Below are 22669 nucleotides of genomic sequence, written 5' to 3'. Positions count from 1 at the left end.
GCCAACAATTTCATCAACTGCAATATATATAATCTCCGGCTGCGACTGTTTCTGTTCTTCCGTCCGGCAGACAGATCAACGCCTTCACCCCAAACGGAACATGGAAACGATATGTTACCGAACCGTCTTCCTCATACTTCCAGTGGCTTTCATAAATTCCTGCCGCAGTCTCCATTTTACAATCCACGTATTTCAATCTTGCATCCGGATTCGGTTTGATCACTGCTTTTCGAAATCCCGGTTCGGCTTCCCGGATTCCTGCCACATCTCCGTACATCCATGCTTCGATACTTCCATAAGAATAATGATTCAGACTGTTCATTCCTTCCGGATTCATCCTTCCATCCGGAAGCACGGAATTCCAACGCTCCCATATGGTTGTCGCTCCGAGATTTACACTATAAAGCCAACTTGGATAATCTTCGTTCAATAACAGGTCCACCGCGGTTTTATGATGTCCGGTTTTCGTCAATGCCGGACAAAGAAGCGGTGTTCCCACAAATCCGGTGTTCAAATGTCCGTTATTTTCTGCCACTCGCTGATGCAGCCGATCGCCTTCCTCCTGTGCCGTATCTTCGATCAGTCCGAACACGATCGCAATTGCCGCCCCGGTCTGTGTCTTAGAACAACATGCTCCGCTTCCATCAAAATACGTCGCACGGATTGCTTTTTTGATTTCTTCTGCAAGTTTTTTGTATTCCGGCGCTTCTTCATATCCGAGTATTTCTGCTGCGTCTGCAATGATCTTCGTACACCGGAAATAATAGGCGCTTGCGATATAAAGCGGATCCGTCGCTCCAAACGGTCCCGGCTGCTCATTATCCAACGCCAGCCAATCTGCAAAATGGAATCCGCCTTTGATCAAATGCAGACCGCCCTCTGCTTCTTCTTGCTTGCGCTGATAATCAACCCACGCCTTCATTCCCGGATACATTTCTGCCAATAATGTTTTACTTCCATAATGACAATAAACGTTCCAAGGAATGATCACGCCCGCATCTGCCCATGGACACGCCCCGTACTCGGCTACCATGCCACGCTTTAAACGCGGAACTACATTTGGCACTGCGCCGTCCAGAATGCTCTGTTCGGCACGCATATCCCACATATATTTCCGATAGAATGCCGGCATGTACATATTGAAACATGCGGTCTCGGAAAATACTTGTGCATCTCCGGTCCATCCAAGCCGCTCATCTCTCTGCGGACAATCTGTCGGAACGTCTAAGAAGTTTCCTTTCTGTCCCCACAATGCATTGGAGAATAATTGATTGACTTTCTGATCACCCGTTTCAATCCATCCGATCTGATCAAAATCACTGCGAAGGTGCACTGCCTGAAACTGTGTCTTCCATTCTTCATCGGAAAGCGTCTCTTCACAACGCAATGTTACGTCTTCTCCATTGCGAACTTCCTGAACCACTTCCGCCTTCATATAACGAAATCCGTAAAAGGTAAAATGCGGTCTGACATGGGCTTCTTTTCCATCGGAAAGATACAGAAATTCCGTTTTTGCAGTCCGCAGATTTTCATGGTAAAATTCTTGATCCTGCATAATTTCCGATGCAGTCAGGCGTATCCCTTTTCCCTCCGGAATCCGGCAGTCAAATTCCACCCATCCGGTCAGATTCTGTCCGAAATCCAAAACCGTATCTCCCGATGGCGTATGAAGAACCTCTTTTACGGAAAAGATTTCTTTCGTCTTGATCGGAAGGCTATATCGATCGGAAAGTTCTCCACATTCTTTCGGACTTTCCTGTAAAAGCTTTGTCCCGGCAATCCGACATTTCTGTTGTCTGGCATCATACACTTCGCCGTCATAAATATTATTAAAACGGATCGGAGATTCTAAAACTTCCCATGTCGTATCGGTCTTTACAAGGCACTCCTCGCCTGCATAAAGTTCTGCGATCGCATATAATTTGTCTCCGTAAATATCGGTGAATCCGCCGTCAAACCCAAGCCTTCCTTTAAACCAGCCTTCTCCAAGCCAGATTTCGATCTCATTTTCCCCTTCTTTCAAAAGATCAGACACATCATAGGTCTGTGCCTGTAAATGAAAATCGTAGGAGTGATACCCCGGCGCAAGATATTCATCTCCTGCTTTTTTCCCGTTGATATAGCATTCATAAACGCCGAGTCCACACATATACAGCCTTGCCGATTTGGCTGTTCCGTCATAAACAAATGTTTTTCGCAAAATCACGGATGAAGTTTGTTGTTCCGGTGCGATCCACTGTCCTTCCCATACCTCGTCTGTCTTTCCCGTTTCAAACCAGCTTTCGGCAGATACCTGTTCCTTTGTATCCGCGGTCACTTCTACCGACCATTGATACCGTGTTCTCGGTTTCAATTCTACATTTACCGAGTAATCCAAACTGTCTGCGTCCGTCACTTCACCGCTGTCATATACAGCCTTTTTTCCTTCCATATCCGCTTCTGTTTCCACATTTTCATAAATCCGGATTCTGGCGGACTGTTGTTCTTTTGCTTCTCCGGCTTCTTCCACTGTCCATGAAAAACTAAGTGGCATAATCTGAAATCCAAGCGGATGTTCGATATTGTTTACCCGTAAATTTTTTAATTTCATTTTTCCCTCCATTGCCGTTTTTCTCTTCTCACTGCTTTTGTTAATACTATTGTAAAAAAGATTCTGAAAAAGAAACACGGATTTTTTTCGTACAAACCCGACATTTTTTATTCACCTCTTTCTATTCCCATTTTCTTTCTGAAACATTTCCTGTATACTGAAATCATAAATATCCGGCATGTGCCGGGATCAGAAAAAGTAATAGAAGGGAGTCTCATTAGAATGGAACGAAATTTAAAAGAATTGGTTGCTCAGATGACTTTGGAAGAGAAAGCCGGCATGTGCTCCGGTCTTGATTTCTGGCATCTCAAAGGAGTAGAACGTCTTGGTATTCCGAGCGTTATGGTAAGTGACGGACCACACGGTCTCAGAAAGCAGGATGAGTCGGGAGATCATCTCGGGATCAACGACAGTATCAAAGCTGTCTGCTTCCCTCCGGCAGCTTTAAGCGCCTGCTCCTTCGACAGAGAACTGATGCATACCTTCGGTGACGCGATCGGAAAAGAAGCACAAGCACAGAATCTTTCAGTTGTTCTCGGACCTGCTGTCAACATCAAACGTTCTCCACTTTGCGGACGGAATTTTGAATACTATTCCGAAGATCCATACCTTGCCGGCGAAACTGCCGCTGCATTTATCGCTGGTGTACAAACGCATCATGTCGGAACGTCCATCAAACATTTTGCCGCAAACAATCAGGAATTTAACCGCATGAGCTGTTCCTCCGATGTGGATGAACGCACGCTCCGCGAAATCTACCTTCCTGCATTTGAAACTGCTGTAAAAAAAGCACAGCCTTACACCGTTATGTGTTCTTACAACAAGATCAACGGCACATTTGCATCCGAAAATCCATGGCTTCTGACAGACGTCCTGCGAGATGAATGGGGATTCGAAGGCTATGTGATGTCGGACTGGGGCGCTGTCAATGAGCGTGTAGAAGGATTAAAAGCCGGACTGGAACTGGAAATGCCGACTTCCTACGGCATCAATGACCGTGAGATCATTGCCGCAGTCAAAGACGGATCTTTAGATGAAGCGGTATTGGACAGAGCCGTAGAACGGATCCTCCGTATCGTCTTCTTATATTGGGATAACCGCGAAGAGCAGGATTTTGCATTAGAAGCCGACCACGCTCTTGCGAAAAAGATTGCAGAAGAATCTATGGTTCTTTTGAAAAACGACAACGTACTTCCTCTGAATAAAAATGAGAAAATTGCAGTGATCGGTGAATTTGCCGTGAAACCACGTTTCCAGGGCGGCGGAAGTTCTCATATCAACAGTTTCAAGATCAGCAGCCTGATGGACGCCTTAAAGGAATACGAGAATGTCACTTACATCAAGGGATTTTCTGCTGATGAAGATTGTTATGAAGAAGCTCTCGCACAGGAAGCACTCAACGCGGCAAAATCCGCAGACAAAGTCGTGATCTGCGCCGGACTTCCGGACAGCTTTGAATCCGAAGGCTATGACCGAAGCCATATGCATTTGCCGGAATGTCAGAATCGTTTGATCCGTGAAATTACTGCTGTACAGCCTGAAACGATCGTTGTACTTCACAATGGTTCTCCGGTTGAAATGCCATGGCTTTCTGATGTCAAAGGACTTCTGGAAGCATATCTCGGCGGTCAGGCAGTCGGAGAAGCAGTCGCAGATATTTTGTTCGGCAATGTCAATCCATCCGGAAAACTTGCAGAGACGATTCCGTACAAATTATCTGACAATCCGTCTTATCTGTCATTTGGCGACGGAGACCATGTGACATACAAAGAAGGAATTTTTGTCGGTTATCGCTATTATGATGCAAAAGAAATGCCGGTTGCGTTCCCATTCGGATATGGATTATCCTATACGACATTTGCTTACAGTAATCTCACTCTGGACCGCAATAATGTAGCCGATGAAGATACCGTAACCGTAACGGTTGACGTCACAAATACAGGCTCTGTAAAAGGAAAAGAAATCGTACAGCTCTATGTCAGCGACTTAACCGGAGCAGCACGCCGTCCGCTGCGTGAACTGAAAGGATACGAAAAAGTCTCCTTAAAACCGGGCGAGACAAAAACAGTTTCCTTTACGCTTGATTACAGGAGTTTCGCATGGTATCACACAGCGCTTCACGACTGGTATGCAGCAAGCGGAGAGTATGAAATCCAGATCGGCGCATCCTCACGAGATATTCGCCTTTCAGAAATCGTTCATTTGACAACGAAAAAATTATTACCGATCCAAACTCATCTGAACACGACTTTAGGCGAACTTTTATCCGATGAACGAACTGCAAAATATGGTCTGAAACTCAAGAAAAAAATGGATGCTTTCTTTGGCGGCGGCGCAGAATCCGATGAAGATGCGAAAGGCGCAGAAGAAACAACCGATGAAGCGGTCGGCGATGCTATGGGAGATGCCATTGCATTTTCCATGCCAATACGAGGCGTACTTTCTTTCGGACTTTGTACAAAAGAGGAATTACAGAACATGATCGATGAGATGAATCAATTGTAAAAATCATTTTCATTTTTTATACATGTATAGAAAAACTCCGTTCTGATGTTATGTCTCAATCAGAACGGAGTTTTCTATATATTACACTTTTGTTTTAAAATGTAAATTCCATAAACTCTACTATCTTTTCTGCTTCAAAAACAAAATATAACGCATGAACTCCATCTATATTCTGTATATCAATATCATAGTCTTCCCACAAACACGAAAGATTCACCTTCGTCTTTCCAATACATTTTCCTTCCGGAGAGTCTATATGCACCTCTATCGAAACATTTCCTTCGCCACGTAATTTCACTGCAATATTTCGAACGTTCTGCCATTCAAAATATTTAAATCCTACAACGGTATCTTTTTTTAAGTTTGCCAGATAATGCAAAGATTTTGTCTCATCTATCCCCGTAGATTCTTCATAAATATATCCTTCACTTTCACGTCGATTTTCCCGAACATTTAATTTTTCTTGTGAAAACAAACTTCCCTTCAGACAGCAGCAATAACATGCATTATAAGTTCCCTTTGTTGGAATCGGTCCGTCATTCAACCCACAGCTTGTAATTTCTGCCTGTTGAAAAGATCCATCTTCTCGTACAGAAAGTTTTTCTGCACACCCTTGTCTGCAACATTCAATTGCATGGGTCTGCCTATGATAAAAAATATACCAGTCCTCTTTTATTTGTACCAGCCCGCCATGCACATTTCCATATGGCATAATCGGATTTTTATTTCCATGTATCCCAATATCTGCGCTACTGACAAGAACCCCCTTATATGTATAAACTCCCAACGGAGAATCTGATACAGCATAGCATAATTCATGGCTTGTTTCTCCCGAATATACCATCACATATTTTCCATTTATTTTTCTCGGACTTGATGCTTCATAAAATCCGTGTCCTTCAAACCCGGTTCCCGTACTGACATTGGCTCCGGGAATTATCGGAACAGGTCCCCTTTTTATAGTCAGCATATCTTCTTCTAACTCAAATCCGATACTAGTCTCCGCAAATGGGGACGGCATATTTTTATACCGTTCCGGCACAGGTCCCGGCATACAAAACCCGGTAAACAAATATATACTTCCGTCATCATCTACAAGAACGCCCGGATCAAACATTTTAAAATCATCATATATTGTTCCATCTGCACGTCGAACCTCTCCATAATAGGAAAATGGACCTTCCGGCACCTCACTCACCGCTACCCGGCATACTTTCTGTGCATTTGTATTCCAATACATATAATAGCGTCCACCCGGTCCTTTCACCACATCCGGCGCAGCCATTGCATCTGTCTCTGTCAATTCCGGACAATCACTACGTGGAAACGCAACACCTCCGCACTCCCAATTACTTAAATCGTCCAGCGGAGCAGACCACACCATATAATCTCCGGGACAAAATCCTTTTTCTCCCCCTGCATAATCATGAGATCCATATACGTATAAACGTGTGCCGAAAATTCTTGGTTCTCCATCTGGAACATATTCATATAGCGGCAAATATGGATTCATCACTGCTTGCTTCATTTCCATTTTCCTCCTTCAAACTGATAGATTCCCGATGTATATTCTCCCATATCACATCCTTCAATCACAATCCTTGCTGTACAATCAAAAGGTATTGTCAAAGAATAATGACACACCCCCTCCACAAATTTCCAGCTACATTGATAGGTTCCCATCGCACTTTCATAAGTTCCTCTTGCATATTCTAAGCGTATATCTGGTTTCGGCGCAAATAACACCTTCTTAAACCCTGCTTCCATCGGTGCAATCCCGATCAAATCTTCATAAATCCACTGACACACCGCACCATTTGCATAGTGGTTCAAGCTATTCATCCCTTCCGGATTAATTGTTCCATCCGGAAGAATACTATTCCATCGTTCCCAGATTGTCGTTGCCCCCATAATAACCTGATACAACCACCCCGGCATATCTTCTTGAAGCAAAAGCGTCACCGCATCCTTTTGTAATCCTACTTTTGCTAACGCTTTACATAAATATCCTGTTCCAACAAATCCGGTATCCAAATGCATCTTATTTTTCAATAATTTTTTATGTAATTGCTCTGCAACTTTTTCTCGGTCTTCTTCTCTACATAACTCAAACATCAACGCAAGAATATATGCCGTTTGCGTATCCACAAGACATTTTCCCTCTTCAGTAAAGTATGCCTTCTGAAAAGCTTCTTTTATCTGATTTGCTAATTTTTGATAAAATATCGCATCTTCCTTATTCCCTAAAATCTGTGCTGCTTTCGCCGTTAATACAGATGCATAATAATAGTATGCACTCGCACAATAAAATGGATCTGTTTTTCCTGCCGGTCCTGGATTTGGATTATCTAAAGCAAGCCAGTCTGCAAAATGAAAACCGCTCTGCCAAAGATGCTCCTCTGTTTCCTGTGTACGTATAAAATCCACCCACGCTTTCATTCCTTGATATTCTTCTTCCAATAAAGAACGGTCTCCATAATACCAATATAATGTCCATGGCAGAATTGTAGCTGCATCACTCCATGCACAACTTCCGCTGCTCTGTCTTGCGCCTGGCATCAGATTAACTTTTGGCGATGGAATAACGAATGGAACACTTCCTCCTATTTCCTTTTGTTCTAACCACATATCGTGAATAAATTTTGCGTAAAAAGCAGAGGAATCATACTGATAACATGCAGTTGCACTGAAAATCTGCGCATCACCCGTCCATCCCATTCGTTCATCGCGCTGAGGACAATCTGTCGGTACTTCAATAAAATTTCCGAGCTGTCCCCAACAACTATTTGCTATTAAGCGATTGACTTTCGGGTTACTTGTTTCCCATTCTCCCGTACGTTCCGACACCGAGGATATAACATGAGCGCAAAAATCTGCTTCCTCCACATTCTTCAATCCTTGAACCTTTAAATATCGAAATCCATAAAAAGTAAAGTGTGGTCTGACAACTCTATTTTTTCCATTTGACACATATGTTAATTTTGCCTGTGCTGTACGAAGATTTTCCCGATAGAATTCTCCATTCTGCATGATTTCTCCACATTCTACCGTAACTTCCTTTCCATATGATTCCTTACAGTAAAATGTAAACCATCCTGCCATATTTTGACCAAAATCAAGAACGGTATCCCCTTTTTTCGTATAAATAATTTCCTTCGGTCTTATATGATCGATCACCTTTGTTTTCGGATTTCTCCTTTCCGTCAGCCGCTTCTTCATGGCAGATGCTTTTTCTTTAGATAAAAAATGAACCTTTTCCCATTGACCATCGTCTTCTAATCTTGCATCCCATATTTCACCATCATAAATGTTGCTGTCTACAACAGGAGATTTTCTACATTCCCATCTGTCATCACTCTCAAGAACTTTCTGGTCATCTGCATAAATTTCGCACAAAAACGTCATCTGATCTCCATATATATCACTAACGCCTCCGCCAAATCCGAAACGTCCCATATACCAGCCTTTTCCTAACATAACAGTAACTTCATTTTCTCCATCCTGAATCAACGAATTTAACACAAAAGTTTGATACATCAGTTGAAGATCATAACTATGGTATCCTGGAAGAAGCACTTCTTCAGTAATTTTTTTCCCATTACAATACACTTCATATAACCCAACGCCACACATATAAAGCCGTATTTTTTGACCGCTATGTGCAAAAAATCTACCTCGGAATATAGGATGTTCAGAAAATGGCGCACAAATCCATTTTGCATCCCACTCTATTCCATTTTTTGCCGTTTCAAAAAATGCCGTACAACTTGTTGCTTCCTCTCCATTATCACTCTTTACGGAAACTCTCCAATAATACCTTGTCATCGGCTTTAAATTCAAAAAATCGCCCTTTTCGTCCAACGGTATATAACTCAAATTGTCCAATCTTTTCCATCCGCTGTCAGAAATAAGTGTTTCAAATTGCTCCGACTCTGACACCTCTACTCTGGATGCTTTTTGATATGTTCCCTCACATTTTACAATCCAAGACAAAGAAAATCTTTCCAGATTATAACCAATTGGATTTTCCAAATGATTTGTCCTTAACTTTATAATTTCCATAGAATTTATCTCCTCTTTATATTTCAACAGCCACACCATATGGTGTGGCTGTCTCTTCATTCACAAATATTTTATGCTTACAGTCGTGTGTCCCAACTTCCACACCATACATTTTCATTGTACTTTCCTTTAAATTCACTCTTACCAACAAGTTTTTCCACTGTTGCGCGAATACATTCTCGTGTTGGTGCGTAGGCATTAATAAATGTTTTCATCATCGGAAGGTCATACAGATGATTCGTATAATTCAATGAAACACATACAGTAGGAACTTCTTGTATCCACCACGGAAGTTCATTGGAATGTGCCGCAGAATATTTCACACGAACATTATTTTCTTGTGCATAACCATTCATGTTGACGAACACAAACACAATATCATATTTGGATTTAAATTCTTCGGATCCCGGCATATCCATTACCTTATATCGGTTGAACCGCGACATCTCCTGCATCTCAAGTTCATAATAAGATGTATTCACATCCACTTCAAACCCAACTCTTTCCAGCTCTTCAATAACAATTTCTTTTGCTTTGTCTGTACCGTCCGCATAAGAAATCGGCGCGCTTTCCAGATAATACAATTTTGCACGTTTTTTTTCATCCACATTTATCGGAAGTAAATGTTTCGTATCTTTTACAAGTGTAATCGCCTGATCTGCAATTTCTTCTGCAATTTGATGATGTCTTTCACACCCTAATACGCCTCGTTCATCCAACTGATCCGCAATTCTCTTTTTATGCAGCCCCAACTTTGCTTTCATCCCAAGAATCCTTGTTACCGCTTCATTTAAACGTTCCTCGGTAATCACACCTTGTTTATATCCAGCCAGCATATACTGAAAATCTTCCGCCGGATCATGGAAAAACAAAAACATATCGCAACCGGCTGCAATTGCCCCCGGAACCTGCATCGAACGCGGTTTTGCACTCAACATCCCCCCCATGTGAGATGCATCCGTTACAACAATTCCCTGGAATCCCATTTTCGTTCTTAACAATCCTTGAATCAATTCCGGTGCCAACGTTGCCGGCATAATCTCTTCATCTTTCAATTCCGGATAAAAATGTCTGCTATACGCAGGTAGTGCAATATGCCCTGCCATAATGGACTCCAATCCTTCATTGATCAAAGTCTGATATACTTTACCAAAAGATTCATCCCACTCTTCACAAGACAAATTATTGATTCCCATTACCAAATGCTGATCTCGTTCTTCTACACCATCTCCCGGAAAATGCTTCACACAAGAAAGTACATTGCTCTCACGGCTTCCCTTCAAATATGCCCGACACATTTCTAAAACTGTTTCCGGTTCTTTCCCGAACGATCTTGTATTCACAATTGTATTTCTCCAATTAAATACAATATCTCCAATCGGTGCAAAATTCCAATTACAGCCCAGCGCTTCTGCCTCGCTTCCACACACTTGTCCCATTTTATATGCCGCCTGTACATTGCCGGTTGCTTCGCATTCTGCCTCTGTCGCAACAAATGTCCCTGTGTTGCAAAATGTATTTCCGCCGGTCTCTCCATTGACCGCAATAAACATCGGAATCTTACTGTATTTCTGATACGTTTGATTTTGCTTAAAAACCTTTTCCGGATCTGATTCTGTATAGCGGGCGCCCCCAATATGATACGTTTCTACCATATTTTTGATATAAGCCTCATCTGTACTTCGTCCAAGATTAATAAACAACTGTCCGATTTTTTCTTCTGTTGTCATACCGGACAATGTTTCCTGAACCCATGTTATTGCTTCCTGATCCAAGTCAAATGGTTTTTCTTTTAAATCAATCATGCTTTTTTCAATTCTCCTTTTCGCTTTCTTGCCTGAAACCACGCTGTAACAACACTTCCATAAGGAGTTGTGATAATATTAAAGATGAAAATAAATAATCCCATCATGACCATTGAAATTGCGCTTCCCAATTCTGCTGACAGAACAGCCTGTAATCCATAGGACATCAAACTCAATGTAATTGCTCCTATCACCGTTCCGATTGCTTCTCCACAATATTTACTCAAAGCCAGACCGATAAACACCGGAAGAATATTTGTAAAAAGATCACTGACCGTTGATAATGATGTGAATGACGCCGATTTGATCGTTGTCGAAGTCCATACCATAGTTGCACATCCAAAGATAATGCCACTGAACACATAGGACAGGATTACATTTTTCTTCTCATTGATTCCAATGTCAACTGCCGCTCCCTGATTGTTCGTCAAAAGCTGTGACTGTTTTCCTGTCAATGTATATCTTTTATAAAATACATATACCAAAACAGCGATCAAAAACGGAATCAACACACCGGGAAACGTTGCCAGTTTTTTCATCTCCATATTTGCAATAAAGTTTATTCCCGCTCCATTGTAAACGAGCGGTGTAATTGCTTCGAAAATCAATGCCATCGTGATGGTACTGATTGCTACCGGAAGTCTTCCATACACATACAGCAATGCAACTGTAACACTAAGTAATGTACATAAAACAGCACAAAGTATCGCGAATAACACAACATTATTGTTCATATTTTTGGCAATGTTGCCGCCAACAATTGCTGACAGCAACATCACTGCACCACCGGAAAAATCAAATCGTCCATTATTAAACTGGAGTCCAATCCCCAATGCACACGTTGTAGAAATCGTAATATTGACGATCAACGTCTTCCACATATCCATTGTTCCAAAATACATCTTCCCATTTGAATAGCAAAAGATCATCATTATAACAAACATAATAACCGGCAGTGCAAGCGTTCCTACAATTCGTTTTCCTATTCCCATTTTTCTTTTCATAACTGAAGACTGCCTCCTTTATTTTCAGTGTCGATTATTTCTCATATGCCTTTTCAGAAAATGCATCTGAAGCCATAAATTCTTTCAGGTCAGCATATGTTGCATCTGGATTGTATCTTGTCAGATATTCTTTTCCAACTTCGATTGATACAGATGTTTTGGACATATCTGCAGACAACAATGGACTGTTTTCTTCGATATTCGTCATGATCTCATCACTTGTAATCGATACATATACACCATCTAATACTTCTGATTTTGTAAAATCACTGTACTGTTTTCCCTGAATTGCATTGTCGATCATTACAATTGGGAAGAAAATTTCTTCAAAGTTCGGTACATATAACTGCTGCACGATTCCGGTTCCTACATCTGCCACAAGATCATCTGCCCCCTCCAGACCAAGTGTAAGTAATTTCGTATCCGGATTTGCAGTTCCGTTTCCAATCGCATTTGTCAATGTCGGATACACAAACATTTGTCCTCCACATAAACCAACAATCGCATCCAAATCCTTGTGATCTGGTTCATTGAAAAACGTATCATCCAATGGTTTGAACATCAACACTGTTGCTTCATCATCTACTACTTCAATCGGTTCTTCTGCTGTTTCGTTGTATGCTTCAATTTCTGCACGGATCGTCTGATCTGCGATTGCATACTGCGGATATGCAAATGCCGGAGACATGCAAACTGCTATTTTCTTATATCCTGCATCTTCTATCGCTTTTGCAAACATCTTTCCAACTTCTATACCATCTACATATCCCGGTGCAACAGTTCCGAGAAAATGATCGTTCTCTGCTGCTGCCGCACTAGCGCCGCCTTCACTATATACAGATGCCATATCAGATCCTACTCCAGCAACATACAACTCTGGATATTCTGCCATAATATCTGTGATTCCACCATCTTGCATCGTAATCAGCCCTACCACATCACTAGTCATCGCATTTTTCACAGCATTAAGATTTCCTGCCGGGTCATTCGCTGCATCACCATAGATTACTTCATAAGTATATCCAAGCTCTTCTGTCCACATATCCATATAGGCTAAATTAAAATCGTACATCGGACCACTACTTGAATTTGCCATCAAAAGAATTTTTCCTCCTTTTGTAGTTTCCTCTGCATTATTTGTCTCTTTTGGCGCCTCACTTCCGCCGCAACCCATCAATGCTGTTGCTGCAACACTCGATACCAATACCGCTGCTGCAATCCTTTTTGTTACTTTGTTCCATACACGCATTTTCTTTTCCTCCATTTTTCTTTTTTAATAATTTTAATAAATAGGTCGTTCCTATTTTATTACTTTGGTAATACATTTGATTTTTTACTTCTACTTGTAATCAATACCACAACTAAAAATACAATCGCTTTTACAATAAATGTCATTCGAGTCGGTAATCCTACCATCGGCAGTCCCACATCTAAAAGTGAGAATGTAAATGCTCCAACTACTGCTGCTGAAATACGAGATCTCATACCTCCGGAAATCGGCATACCACCAAGAATCAATGCGACCATAATGTTCATTTCAAACCCGGTTCCTGTTGAATCAGATGCAGAACCGGTATATCCCATCTGAAAGATCGCGGCAACCACAAAACAAATTCCTGCAATGATATAACACAATACTCGAACTTTCACGGTACTTACACCACTCTGACTCGCAGATACTTTATTAGCCCCAAGCATCCTTGCCTGTTTTCCTATTGCCGTATAATTAAATAAGAATACTGCCACTGCAACCTCAATCACGAGAACAACTAACATTAATACCGGTGATTTAAAAATACTATAATCAATCGTTTTCAACGTAATACTTCGCGTTCCAAGCGTTGCAAATATCACTGTAATAATTCCCGATAATACCTGCATCACAACCACTGATGGAATGATTGGTATGATGTTCAATAGCGGTCCGGAAGCTCCGTTAATCACTGCAATTACCATTGACAACGCAATACAAAGTAAAATTCCCGGGATCAGACTACCGGTCAGATTTCCAACCGTCACCATAACTGCCGCATATAACCCGATCTGTTTTCCAATACTAATATCAAGATTACCAAGTGCATATATAAATACTGCTCCAACTGACATCAGCGCCGTTACGATTACATCCGACATCAACGTCGCTAATTTTGTCGGTGACCAGATACTTTCTCCCTTTAACGGTGTCACGATTGTAAATAATACGATACAGAATATCAATCCGCCATAGGAAGCGATCATCGCAGCATTTTTACTGTGCAGCTTCTTTCCCTTCGCAGCATTGCTTTTCATTTCCATTCCCTGTTCCTCCCTATATCATGTATTCAATGATGTCTGTTTGTTTCAAGTCCGGAGAACGCATAAATTCTTTTGTAACTTCAAAGTTTTTCATGATAAGAATTTTGTCTGCCATTCCAACTAATTCCGACAACTCTTCAGAAATCATCAAAATCGCTTTTCCTTCTTTTTTCATCTGTTCAATCAGCATATACATTGACTGTTTTACTCCAATATCTACGCCTCGTGTCGGGCAATCCATAATGATCACATCCGATCCTTTTGCATACCATTTAGCAAAAGATACTTTTTGCTTATTCCCACCGGACAACGTATTGACTAATTGTTTTCCACTATGACATTTGATCCTCAACGCATCAATTTCACGATTTGCCAGTTCATGCTCATCTTTCGGTAAAATAGCAATTCCTTTCTGTAAAGAAGGAAGCGAAGGAAGTACAATATTCTCTTCGATAGATGCATCTAACACCAATGCTTCTAAATCTCTGTTTTTTGAAATGTATCCGATTCCCTGTTTGATCGCCTGCACCGGTGTTTTTACTTTATGCCCGCCACAAATCACTTCACCGGCATCCAACTTTTCCAATCCATATGCAGCTCGTCCAATTTCATGCATTCCACATCCGGATAAACCACCGAATCCGATCACTTCACCTTTATGTAACGTAAGACTGAAATTTTTAATATTTCCAAATGTAAGATTTTTCAATTCTAATGCGACTTCATCTCTATGAGAAACATCATAATCTTCTCTATAATATTTCTCACCAATCTCACGCCCTACCATAAGATAACGAATCCTTTTTACTGCATCCGGAGCATCCATCTCTTCTCTTGAAAGCTCGCCTACAATTTCTCCATCTCTTAATACTGTCAGAACGGAACAATGTTCCAAAATCTCGTCCATATCATGGGACACGAAAACAACTGTTTTATTTTCTTCTTCTGCCATCTTATGAATCAATTTATACAAAATTTCTCGTCCGTCCAAAGATAATGCGGTTGTTGTTTCGTCTACAACCAAAATCTGTGTTTCATCCGTTACACACCGGACAATTTCAATCAACTTTCTGTCTTCAAATGTATAATGATCGATCAAATCTCCTGCTTTAATATGTTCTACTCCAAACTTTTTCAAAAGATGTTCTGCTGCCACACACATACTTTTCATATTGACAATTCCAAATTTGGAAAATTCTTTTTCACGTCCGGCAAATATATTTTGTGCAACAGTTACTCCCGGAATCGTATTGGCTTCTTGAAGGATCATCGATATTCCTGCATTTTGTGCCTGAAGCATCGTCGCCGGATTCCACCCCTCTCCCATATAAATCATTTCTCCACTATCTGCCGATTGCCTTCCGCTTGCAATCGACATGATCGTAGATTTTCCAGAACCATTCTCTCCGATCAATCCACAGATTTCTCCATGCCTTAACGTAATATCTACATCTTTTAATGCAATTGTCGGACCAAATGTTTTATGCATATGTTTGATCTCTAATACTGCTTCCTTCATATTGAACCTCCGCCTTATGTTTGCTTCCGCTGTTTCCTCGCTCCTGCAATCTGTATCTTGTAATGATTTTACTATTTCATTTTCTATTTTCCTATGATTTTTTCATCCTACTTTAGTATAATTTTATCTTTTTTTTAATTTTTTGTAGTTTTCATTATATTTTTTATCTCACTCATTAGAAAAATATGATACAATTTATTTATTCAAAATATATCTGATTTCCGGAGGTTTACTATGGACAATTCATTAATTTATTTTTTACAACGATTACTTCAAAATACGCTTTCTCTAAATTTCAACTATTACACTCCTCCCTATATAGATATTTCTAATATGGATATTGGTTTAAGACGTGGTTTACAGAATCCTGCTCAGCTATACGGAAACTTACGAGAACTACTAAAAAATACCGAACACAATATTTTTTATTTTTATACAGATAGTTACAAGATTAATTATATATTTTTTCATCCTTATCCGGATAAAAAAGATCTTATCACCGTTGGTCCTTTTTTAAGAAACCAAGTAGACAAAAACTATTTTCATTATCTTATTATACGCCATCATCTAAATCATACAGAATTAGAAAGCATCCGCGGACTTTTATATCAATTCCCGGTCATTGATGATAATTTCCGTTTGATTTCCGTTCTTTCAGAAATCATTAACTATATCAGTCCCGGACATACCTTTTCTCCGCTCGAAATAACGGATCAAAAAGAAGAACAAGAACAAACTGATTATATCCCGATCGATGATTATATGCTGACAGCAACCGCCTGTGAAAAACGTTACGCATTGGAAGATTCTCTTCTTCAGGCAATTCGAAAAGGAAATGTTACAGAAGCAATGTCCGTTACGAGACAGTTTATGAGCATTGTTTACGCACCTCGTATCAATGACTCGGTCTCTGATAAAAAGGCTTCTCTTTATTCTACAAATACAATATTACGACTAGGTGCCGTTCATGGAAATGTACATCCGGTATATCTCCACAGCCTTTCCAGCAAATTTGTCAAACTGATCAGTAATAGTAACACAACCATTGAACTAGATAAAATTCACGAAAAAATGGTACGTGAATACTGCCTTTTGGTACAAAACAAGTCAAGAAATCAGTATTCCAAAATCATACGTAATACACTCAATTATATTGATTTTAATCTTAGCAAGCCACTTACGCTCACTACACTTTCCGAATATTGCCACGTCAGCACTCCATACTTGTCAAAACTATTCAAAAAAGAAGTGGGATCAACCATTACAGATTACATTATGAGCTGTCGCATTCATAGTTCTCTGCAATTACTTAGTACATCTAACCTTCAGATTCAGGAAATCGCATCCTACGTAGGCATGTCCGATTTTAATTATTACACAAAAATATTTAAACGAATTATCGGCTGTACACCAAGTGAATATCGTAAGAAATTACAAAACTCATCCGAAAACTGATCGTCTCTTGCAACTCCGTTCTCCAGATGACTTTACTTTTTAACCCCAAAAAGAAAAGCATCTGTGATACGCGCAAGTTCAAGTATCACAGATGCTTTTCTTCTTAATTATCTCACAATATCTTCATATTCATCCAGACTCCATGAATCTTTCCAGTCGATATATACCATCTCGCCGTCAAATCTCAATGGAAGCCATACATAATCAGCAATGGACGTATTTTGAACGACCTCTTCTCCCATCCTGCTGAAATCAAATTCCTTCTTTTCTTCCCCATAAAGACATTCAAACATTTCTTTGTAAATCGGATATTCTTTATCCATATTCTTCGGAAGCCAACGATCCGCACAGGCAATATAGAGAGCTTTCTTCCCTGCCACCTTAAATACACTGGAAATCTGACTATGAAAAGATGTCTGACTTTCATCATCAATATGTGGATTTCCCAATACACGATATGGTCCGTGCCATGTATCCGCAACTGCAACTTCCGACGGATTCGGTAAATATCCTGTCGTTCCCGACGTCAACAGATAATGCTTTCCTTTCCGGTAAAAATGTGCGGTTGCTTCTCTCACATATGGAGGCTGCACGCGAGGAAAATGTGTCGTGTAATATCCGGTTACATCGGTATAATCGTCCGTCAGATCTGCACAGATTGTTTCCGTATGTACTCGTTCAAAATAATAATATGCCTTTCCATCCGGCGCAACTGCCAGATCGAAATCTCCGCCATTCATTCCGAGTGGACGAAGTCCTTCTCTGATTTTTGTATAAGGACCTAAAGAGTGTGAACTTACCTTTCTGGACGAAAAACGGATTCTGAAAGAAGGGGATTTTTGTATTATTTCTCCTTATACCAATCATAACGTAACACTTTTAACCGAAGACTCTCAGATTTTTCCTGTTTTACTCAAAGAAAAAACTTTCAGTGAAATATTTTTCCCACTGCTTCCGGAAGATAATCTACTTTCAGACTTCTTCCGCCGGATTCTTTCTGATAAAAGTGAACCCAACTACTTATTATTTCAAACAAGCGGATCCTTAGAAATCAGAGATTTAATGAAACGACTTTTTTTGGAGAATTTCCGTCAGGATAAATATGCTTCACAAAATCTCATACACTGGCTCTACTTACTTTTTTCCAGCATTTTACGAGATTACCAGACATACAGTCAATTTTCCAGTTACAAAACCGGACCTGACTATGCCCCAATCCTGCGCTATATCCAAAATCACTATACAACAATCACCCTAACGGAATTATCCAAGATTTTTCATTACTCGATTCCTTATTTGTCAAAAATCATTAAGGATACAACTGACAAAAATTTTGTTACACTCGTTCGGGATTTAAAAATGAGAGATGCTGTTCGTTATCTGGAAAAGACAAAACTTTCTATGGAAGAAATTTCTATCCGTATCGGTTACAATAGCGAAGATCATTTTTATCGGGTATTCTCCGCTTTTTACGGAATTTCTCCGCTACAATATCGGAAGAAAAAACAAACGTAAAACTTCTTTTTCTATAATTACAAAAGACATCGGAACACACACATGTCCTGATGTCTTTTCTATATTTCTCCCATATCTATAATCCAATAATGCGCTTTCAAATTATATTACCAACTTTCACTTTCTCCATATCTCATATTTTCTAGGAACTGCTTCGGTGATACATGATAATATTTTACAAATGCTCTATAAAAATTCATTTAACAACTTTATATTTAGAATATTTTCCTCCACATAACAATTTCAAACGACCTTCTGCTTGAAGTTTTTTAATAACTGTATATGCCTGCGAAGGATTTACTTTCAGCAACTCAATTACATCTTGCTTTGTGATAATTCCATCCTGAGTATTTGCCAACTTCATTACTAATTCAGGATATCTAATACTATCTATATCCGTCTGTCGAACATACTGTATTGTTTTTTTATTCTCACGATAGATCTTTTTTCCAAGAATACAAGTGCGATTTTTTCCTTTTCCGGATACTTCAATCAATCCAGATTCAATCATAAACTCGATTGCCGATCTAATCTTACTTTCTCCGAGATTTGTCAATTCAACAATTCGTTCAACAGTACATCGTCTTTCATTATTAAGAACCGACAAAATCATTAACGTATATATTGATAATGGTTTTCCCTGTCTATTTTGTTCATCTGCAACAAATTTTGCAAATGGCAAGTCTGCTTTTGCTCTTTGGATAAATAGTTTAACAGATCTGCTGGTAGACTCAGAATAATCCGGCCAAGGTCTTCCAAAAATGATAGATCCTTCATAAATTCTATCAATTCCTCTTCCCGTTTTCTCGGCTAATCCAATTCGTTTCATTGCATCTGCAAGTGCCGGATTACGCCCATGTGGCTCTACCGTAAGAAGATTTTTCAAGTTGACCCCATCTATAAATCCACCCGGATTACTAATGGTCATTCCTTCATCATCTATCAGAACTCTTACCGATCCGAGCATGGTATAATCTCTATGGCAAAATGCATTTACCAATCCTTCTCGAAAAGCAGCCCAGTCAAACTCTGGGATTGGAATTCTGAATAAACCATACTCAGTCTCTCTTTCCGGATTCCATGCTTTAACATATGTCTCATAGTTCTCGAACAATTCAAGCAATGGTTTATTACTGTCCTCATTTATACGGACAGCCGTTCCCTCCAAAACCTGAAATGCAGCTTTCGCTGTTGGCATTAACTCCGCAATGCGCTCCTCCTTACCAATTAATAACATACCTGTAACTGTTGGGACATAGTTACCCGCAACATTTGTGATAAGACGCAATGCAATGTCCAATTCCTCATCCGGTAAAGAAAGTAAAGATTTTTCACCTCCCGATCTGTTCTGAATGATTCGCCGAAGTCTTAATCTCTGATTTGGATCCAAGTCATCTAAAGTAGCTCCTGCCAAAGGCTGAGCGGAATAATCAAGCATCCCCAGCTCTGCAAGACGAGATGGAATCTCATATGAATACATTGGTATTACTTCTGGACTTCCATCCAATTTATTACGTCTTCTTAATATTTTCCCTGATGCAGTAGATACAACACCTCGGCTTCTCGGTACTTCAATTTTCAGAATATCCTTATCCTCTTCAGTAATTATATCTGCCCTGACAGCTATAGGCGGAACAGTGCTATTTGCAATCAATGCAGTCACTCCTATAGGATCCTTGTGTTTTTTATGAACCCCGGTAATTGTCCCATCATCCTCAACTCCAAGAAACAAACACCCACCTGACGTATTTGTCATTCCAACAATTTCTTCAATAAGATCATGATCCGGATAACATTTTAAATCACTTTTAAACTCAATATCTAAACTTTCCTCTTTAGGAATTGTACGCATTTCAATCCCTCCCATCATATAATTTAGATATAGTGTAACTCGTTTTAACTCATTTGTCGAGTTAAAACATTTTTTTAATTCATATTTCGAGTTAAAACGAATTATATATACATTAAAACATACCCAAAAGGTCTGTCGGTTAATACCGATTTTTAGGCTCTAAACCTTAAAATACGAATCTCCCAAAGAAATCAGTATTTTTAGTACTTGAATTTCTTCGGGAGATTTGTATTTTTTTCTTTTCTGTATGTATTTTAGAGCGCAAAAACCCCTTGGCTGCATTTTTGAAAAGCACACTTTTTCTAAACAGCCTTTTCTTCCGCTTTTCCTTCAAATTTCTTGATCTCATCATGAAGAAAACGATGGTATTTATTTATATTTCTTCCGATTGCATACAGCATGAATTCTTTATATACTTTTTCTGCTGTCCGGTAATTGAAACGGCGAAAACCATCATTTTCTTTGATGTCCCCAAAATGTCCTTCTGTCTGAATGGAACGGATCTGCCGGTTCAAAATCCCCTTCTCACTTTGGATGTTTGCATGGGATTCTTCTTTCAAAGCTTCCCATTGTTCGTTGATTTTCATCACTTTATTTTTCTCTGTATCTTTTTCTACATTATATTTATAAAGACATTTTGCTTTGTGTTCGCAGCCGCTGCAATCAGAACAGCCATACACCTCAAACGTCTGGGTGTAACCAGCCTGTTCTTTTGTCTCTCTTCTGAGATGATGAAGCTCCCTTCCATCATGGCAGACATAATAAAGTTCATCCTCAAACATCTGCGTTTTCATGTTGTAATATTTCCCAATTTCTTCTGTGTATGCGCGTGTTTTCCGTTTTTCATGATCCTGTAGCTTAATATAACTGGAGATTTTATGTTCTTTTAAATACAGAAGATTCTTTTCACTACAATAACCGCTGTCGGCAGTTACTTCTTCCAGAATATCGCCAAATGAATTTTTATGTTTCTCCAAGATTGGGATCAGTGTGTTATAATCTGTCCGGTCATTGCTGACATAGGCTTGAACAATAAAATAATTCTCTACTGCAATCTGAACATTATACGCTGCTTTTAACTGTCCGTTCAGCATATGATCTTCTTTCATCCGCATAAAGGTAGCTTCCAAATCTGTTTTGGAATAATTGTTTCTGTCTGTTCCCATGATCTCAAAGCAGTTTTTGTATCCCATCAGACGTTCTCCACATGCTTCCAGTTCCTCATATAATTGCTGGATTTCCGGTTTTCTCTTTCCCTTTCCATAAACAAACGTGATATGTTCCTGCTCTGCAATCTGAAGCAGATTTTTCTGGAGTTTCAGAACCTCCAGGGGAGAACAGTTGTCAATTTCGATGATTGTATTATTTGACAGCTTTTTATGTTTTGCCAGTTTTCGTTTCCGGTTCTTTTCAATGACATCCCTTACTTTCTCCATTCCTTCGATCACAAACATATGGGCATGGGGAATGTCATATTTGATGCCATACTCATTTTCATCAATCAGAACATTATATTTCTGATACAGAGAATCAATCGTATCTAACAATCCTGCAAGATGGTAGTTGAGTGTCCCTCTCCAAACAAATGTATAACGGTTTGCATTGGCTTCTATTTTGGTTCCATCAATAAAAAGTGATTTCAACGTAATGAATCCTTCTTTTTGCAGGCGACGAAGAAACTGGTAGTTCAGTTCATCTAATACATCAGCAGTGAGTTTTTTGTTTTTGAATTCATAAAGAGCATCTCTTTTTGGTTTCTGTCCTTTGGTAAGCCAGATAAAAGCAAGGTCTCTTTCACATAATTCTACAATACGGTCAACAGCTCGAACTCCGCGCATGTTTGCGTAAGTAACGACAGCATACATCATAATTGAGTTGTACCCGGTTCTTCCCTTATCTGAACAATTGGCTAATAAGCCAGAAAAATCTAAGTCCTCCATCACTTTTTTCAGGGTATAGACTGGATCGTCGTCAGGTAAACACAATTCGAGGTCAATTGAAAAAGTAAATTCCACTTTGTAAAGTTAAATTCCACCTTGTAGGACTAAATTCCACGAGGTGGAGTTT

14 protein-coding genes are annotated in these 22669 nt (G+C 39.8%); 3 read left to right on the top strand and 11 right to left on the bottom strand.

The genetic code is table 11. The features are described 5' to 3' along the window. Positions 1 to 13 precede the first annotated feature (13 nt). Entirely contained in the window at positions 14 to 2590 is a 2577-nt protein-coding gene (locus I2H87_RS12125; protein WP_195610134.1) for an alpha-L-rhamnosidase, read from the bottom strand. Positions 2591 to 2812: 222 nt separating this feature from the next. Here I2H87_RS12125 and I2H87_RS12120 point away from each other — a divergent pair, with 222 nt between their 5' ends. Further along, the gene (locus I2H87_RS12120; RefSeq protein WP_195610132.1) at positions 2813 to 5095 is read left to right on the top strand and encodes a glycoside hydrolase family 3 C-terminal domain-containing protein; all 2283 of its coding nucleotides are present in this window, start codon (positions 2813 to 2815) and stop codon (positions 5093 to 5095) included. A 94-nt stretch (positions 5096 to 5189) separates the two neighbouring features. Here the strand turns inward: I2H87_RS12120 and I2H87_RS12115 are convergent, their stop codons facing one another. From I2H87_RS12115 to I2H87_RS12085, 7 genes are all read right to left on the bottom strand, one after another. After that, positions 5190 to 6623, bottom strand: coding sequence for a family 43 glycosylhydrolase (locus I2H87_RS12115; RefSeq protein WP_195610130.1), 1434 nt, complete (start codon positions 6621 to 6623; stop codon positions 5190 to 5192). Next, positions 6620 to 9157, bottom strand: coding sequence for an alpha-L-rhamnosidase (locus I2H87_RS12110; RefSeq protein ID WP_195610128.1), 2538 nt, complete (start codon positions 9155 to 9157; stop codon positions 6620 to 6622). Before I2H87_RS12110 ends, I2H87_RS12115 begins: the two co-directional genes overlap by 4 nt. A gap of 77 nt (positions 9158 to 9234) precedes the next feature. Further along, positions 9235 to 10962 (bottom strand): glycoside hydrolase family 3 protein, encoded by a 1728-nt coding sequence (locus tag I2H87_RS12105; RefSeq protein WP_195610126.1) that lies wholly within the window; start codon positions 10960 to 10962, stop codon positions 9235 to 9237. Beyond that, a complete protein-coding gene (locus I2H87_RS12100; protein ID WP_195610124.1) occupies positions 10959 to 11966 on the bottom strand; it encodes an ABC transporter permease in 1008 nt (335 codons plus the stop codon). The genes I2H87_RS12105 and I2H87_RS12100 overlap by 4 nt, the downstream gene beginning before the upstream one ends. Positions 11967 to 12000: 34 nt before the next feature. After that, a complete protein-coding gene (locus tag I2H87_RS12095; protein WP_195610122.1) occupies positions 12001 to 13215 on the bottom strand; it encodes a hypothetical protein in 1215 nt (404 codons plus the stop codon). Positions 13216 to 13274: 59 nt separating this feature from the next. Continuing rightward, positions 13275 to 14261, bottom strand: coding sequence for an ABC transporter permease (locus I2H87_RS12090; RefSeq protein WP_195610120.1), 987 nt, complete (start codon positions 14259 to 14261; stop codon positions 13275 to 13277). 13 nt (positions 14262 to 14274) lie between these two features. Continuing rightward, positions 14275 to 15780 (bottom strand): sugar ABC transporter ATP-binding protein, encoded by a 1506-nt coding sequence (locus tag I2H87_RS12085; RefSeq protein WP_195610118.1) that lies wholly within the window; start codon positions 15778 to 15780, stop codon positions 14275 to 14277. A gap of 234 nt (positions 15781 to 16014) precedes the next feature. Here I2H87_RS12085 and I2H87_RS12080 point away from each other — a divergent pair, with 234 nt between their 5' ends. Continuing rightward, on the top strand, positions 16015 to 17235 hold the full coding sequence (locus I2H87_RS12080) for a helix-turn-helix transcriptional regulator (RefSeq protein WP_195610116.1): 1221 nt from the start codon (positions 16015 to 16017) through the stop codon (positions 17233 to 17235). A 107-nt stretch (positions 17236 to 17342) separates the two neighbouring features. On the opposite strand, the gene I2H87_RS12075 is transcribed toward I2H87_RS12080, so the two are convergent. Further along, positions 17343 to 17975 carry a glycoside hydrolase family protein gene (locus I2H87_RS12075; RefSeq protein ID WP_195610114.1) on the bottom strand — a complete coding sequence of 211 codons (633 nt, stop codon included), beginning with the start codon at positions 17973 to 17975 and terminating at the stop codon, positions 17343 to 17345. A 322-nt stretch (positions 17976 to 18297) separates the two neighbouring features. On the opposite strand from I2H87_RS12075, the gene I2H87_RS12070 reads away from it, so the two are divergent. Further along, on the top strand, positions 18298 to 18750 hold the full coding sequence (locus I2H87_RS12070; RefSeq protein ID WP_054338230.1) for a helix-turn-helix domain-containing protein: 453 nt from the start codon (positions 18298 to 18300) through the stop codon (positions 18748 to 18750). A gap of 196 nt (positions 18751 to 18946) precedes the next feature. Here the strand turns inward: I2H87_RS12070 and I2H87_RS12065 are convergent, their stop codons facing one another. Continuing rightward, a complete protein-coding gene (locus I2H87_RS12065) occupies positions 18947 to 20602 on the bottom strand; it encodes an RNA-binding domain-containing protein (RefSeq protein ID WP_195610112.1) in 1656 nt (551 codons plus the stop codon). Positions 20603 to 20904: 302 nt separating this feature from the next. Next, the gene (locus tag I2H87_RS12060) at positions 20905 to 22617 is read right to left on the bottom strand and encodes an IS1182 family transposase (RefSeq protein WP_195610110.1); all 1713 of its coding nucleotides are present in this window, start codon (positions 22615 to 22617) and stop codon (positions 20905 to 20907) included. Positions 22618 to 22669 lie beyond the last annotated feature (52 nt).

The organism is Mediterraneibacter glycyrrhizinilyticus, assembly GCF_015560805.1.
Classification (GTDB): domain Bacteria; phylum Bacillota; class Clostridia; order Lachnospirales; family Lachnospiraceae; genus Schaedlerella; species Schaedlerella glycyrrhizinilytica_A.
Note: the sequence above shows the minus strand (reverse complement) of the source record. Positions and strands in the feature narration are given on the sequence as shown.

Excerpts from the sequence above, each read along its gene's own strand:
- I2H87_RS12125 (WP_195610134.1), bottom strand. The coding sequence starts at position 2,590 with ATGAAATTAAAAAATTTACGGGTAAACAATATCGAACATCCGCTTGGA.
- I2H87_RS12120 (WP_195610132.1), top strand. The coding sequence starts at position 2,813 with ATGGAACGAAATTTAAAAGAATTGGTTGCTCAGATGACTTTGGAAGAG.
- I2H87_RS12115 (WP_195610130.1), bottom strand. The coding sequence starts at position 6,623 with ATGAAGCAAGCAGTGATGAATCCATATTTGCCGCTATATGAATATGTT.
- I2H87_RS12110 (WP_195610128.1), bottom strand. The coding sequence starts at position 9,157 with ATGGAAATTATAAAGTTAAGGACAAATCATTTGGAAAATCCAATTGGT.
- I2H87_RS12105 (WP_195610126.1), bottom strand. The coding sequence starts at position 10,962 with ATGATTGATTTAAAAGAAAAACCATTTGACTTGGATCAGGAAGCAATA.
- I2H87_RS12100 (WP_195610124.1), bottom strand. The coding sequence starts at position 11,966 with ATGAAAAGAAAAATGGGAATAGGAAAACGAATTGTAGGAACGCTTGCA.
- I2H87_RS12095 (WP_195610122.1), bottom strand. The coding sequence starts at position 13,215 with ATGCGTGTATGGAACAAAGTAACAAAAAGGATTGCAGCAGCGGTATTG.
- I2H87_RS12090 (WP_195610120.1), bottom strand. The coding sequence starts at position 14,261 with ATGGAAATGAAAAGCAATGCTGCGAAGGGAAAGAAGCTGCACAGTAAA.
- I2H87_RS12085 (WP_195610118.1), bottom strand. The coding sequence starts at position 15,780 with ATGAAGGAAGCAGTATTAGAGATCAAACATATGCATAAAACATTTGGT.
- I2H87_RS12080 (WP_195610116.1), top strand. The coding sequence starts at position 16,015 with ATGGACAATTCATTAATTTATTTTTTACAACGATTACTTCAAAATACG.
- I2H87_RS12075 (WP_195610114.1), bottom strand. The coding sequence starts at position 17,975 with ATGAATGGCGGAGATTTCGATCTGGCAGTTGCGCCGGATGGAAAGGCA.
- I2H87_RS12070 (WP_054338230.1), top strand. The coding sequence starts at position 18,298 with ATGAAACGACTTTTTTTGGAGAATTTCCGTCAGGATAAATATGCTTCA.
- I2H87_RS12065 (WP_195610112.1), bottom strand. The coding sequence starts at position 20,602 with ATGCGTACAATTCCTAAAGAGGAAAGTTTAGATATTGAGTTTAAAAGT.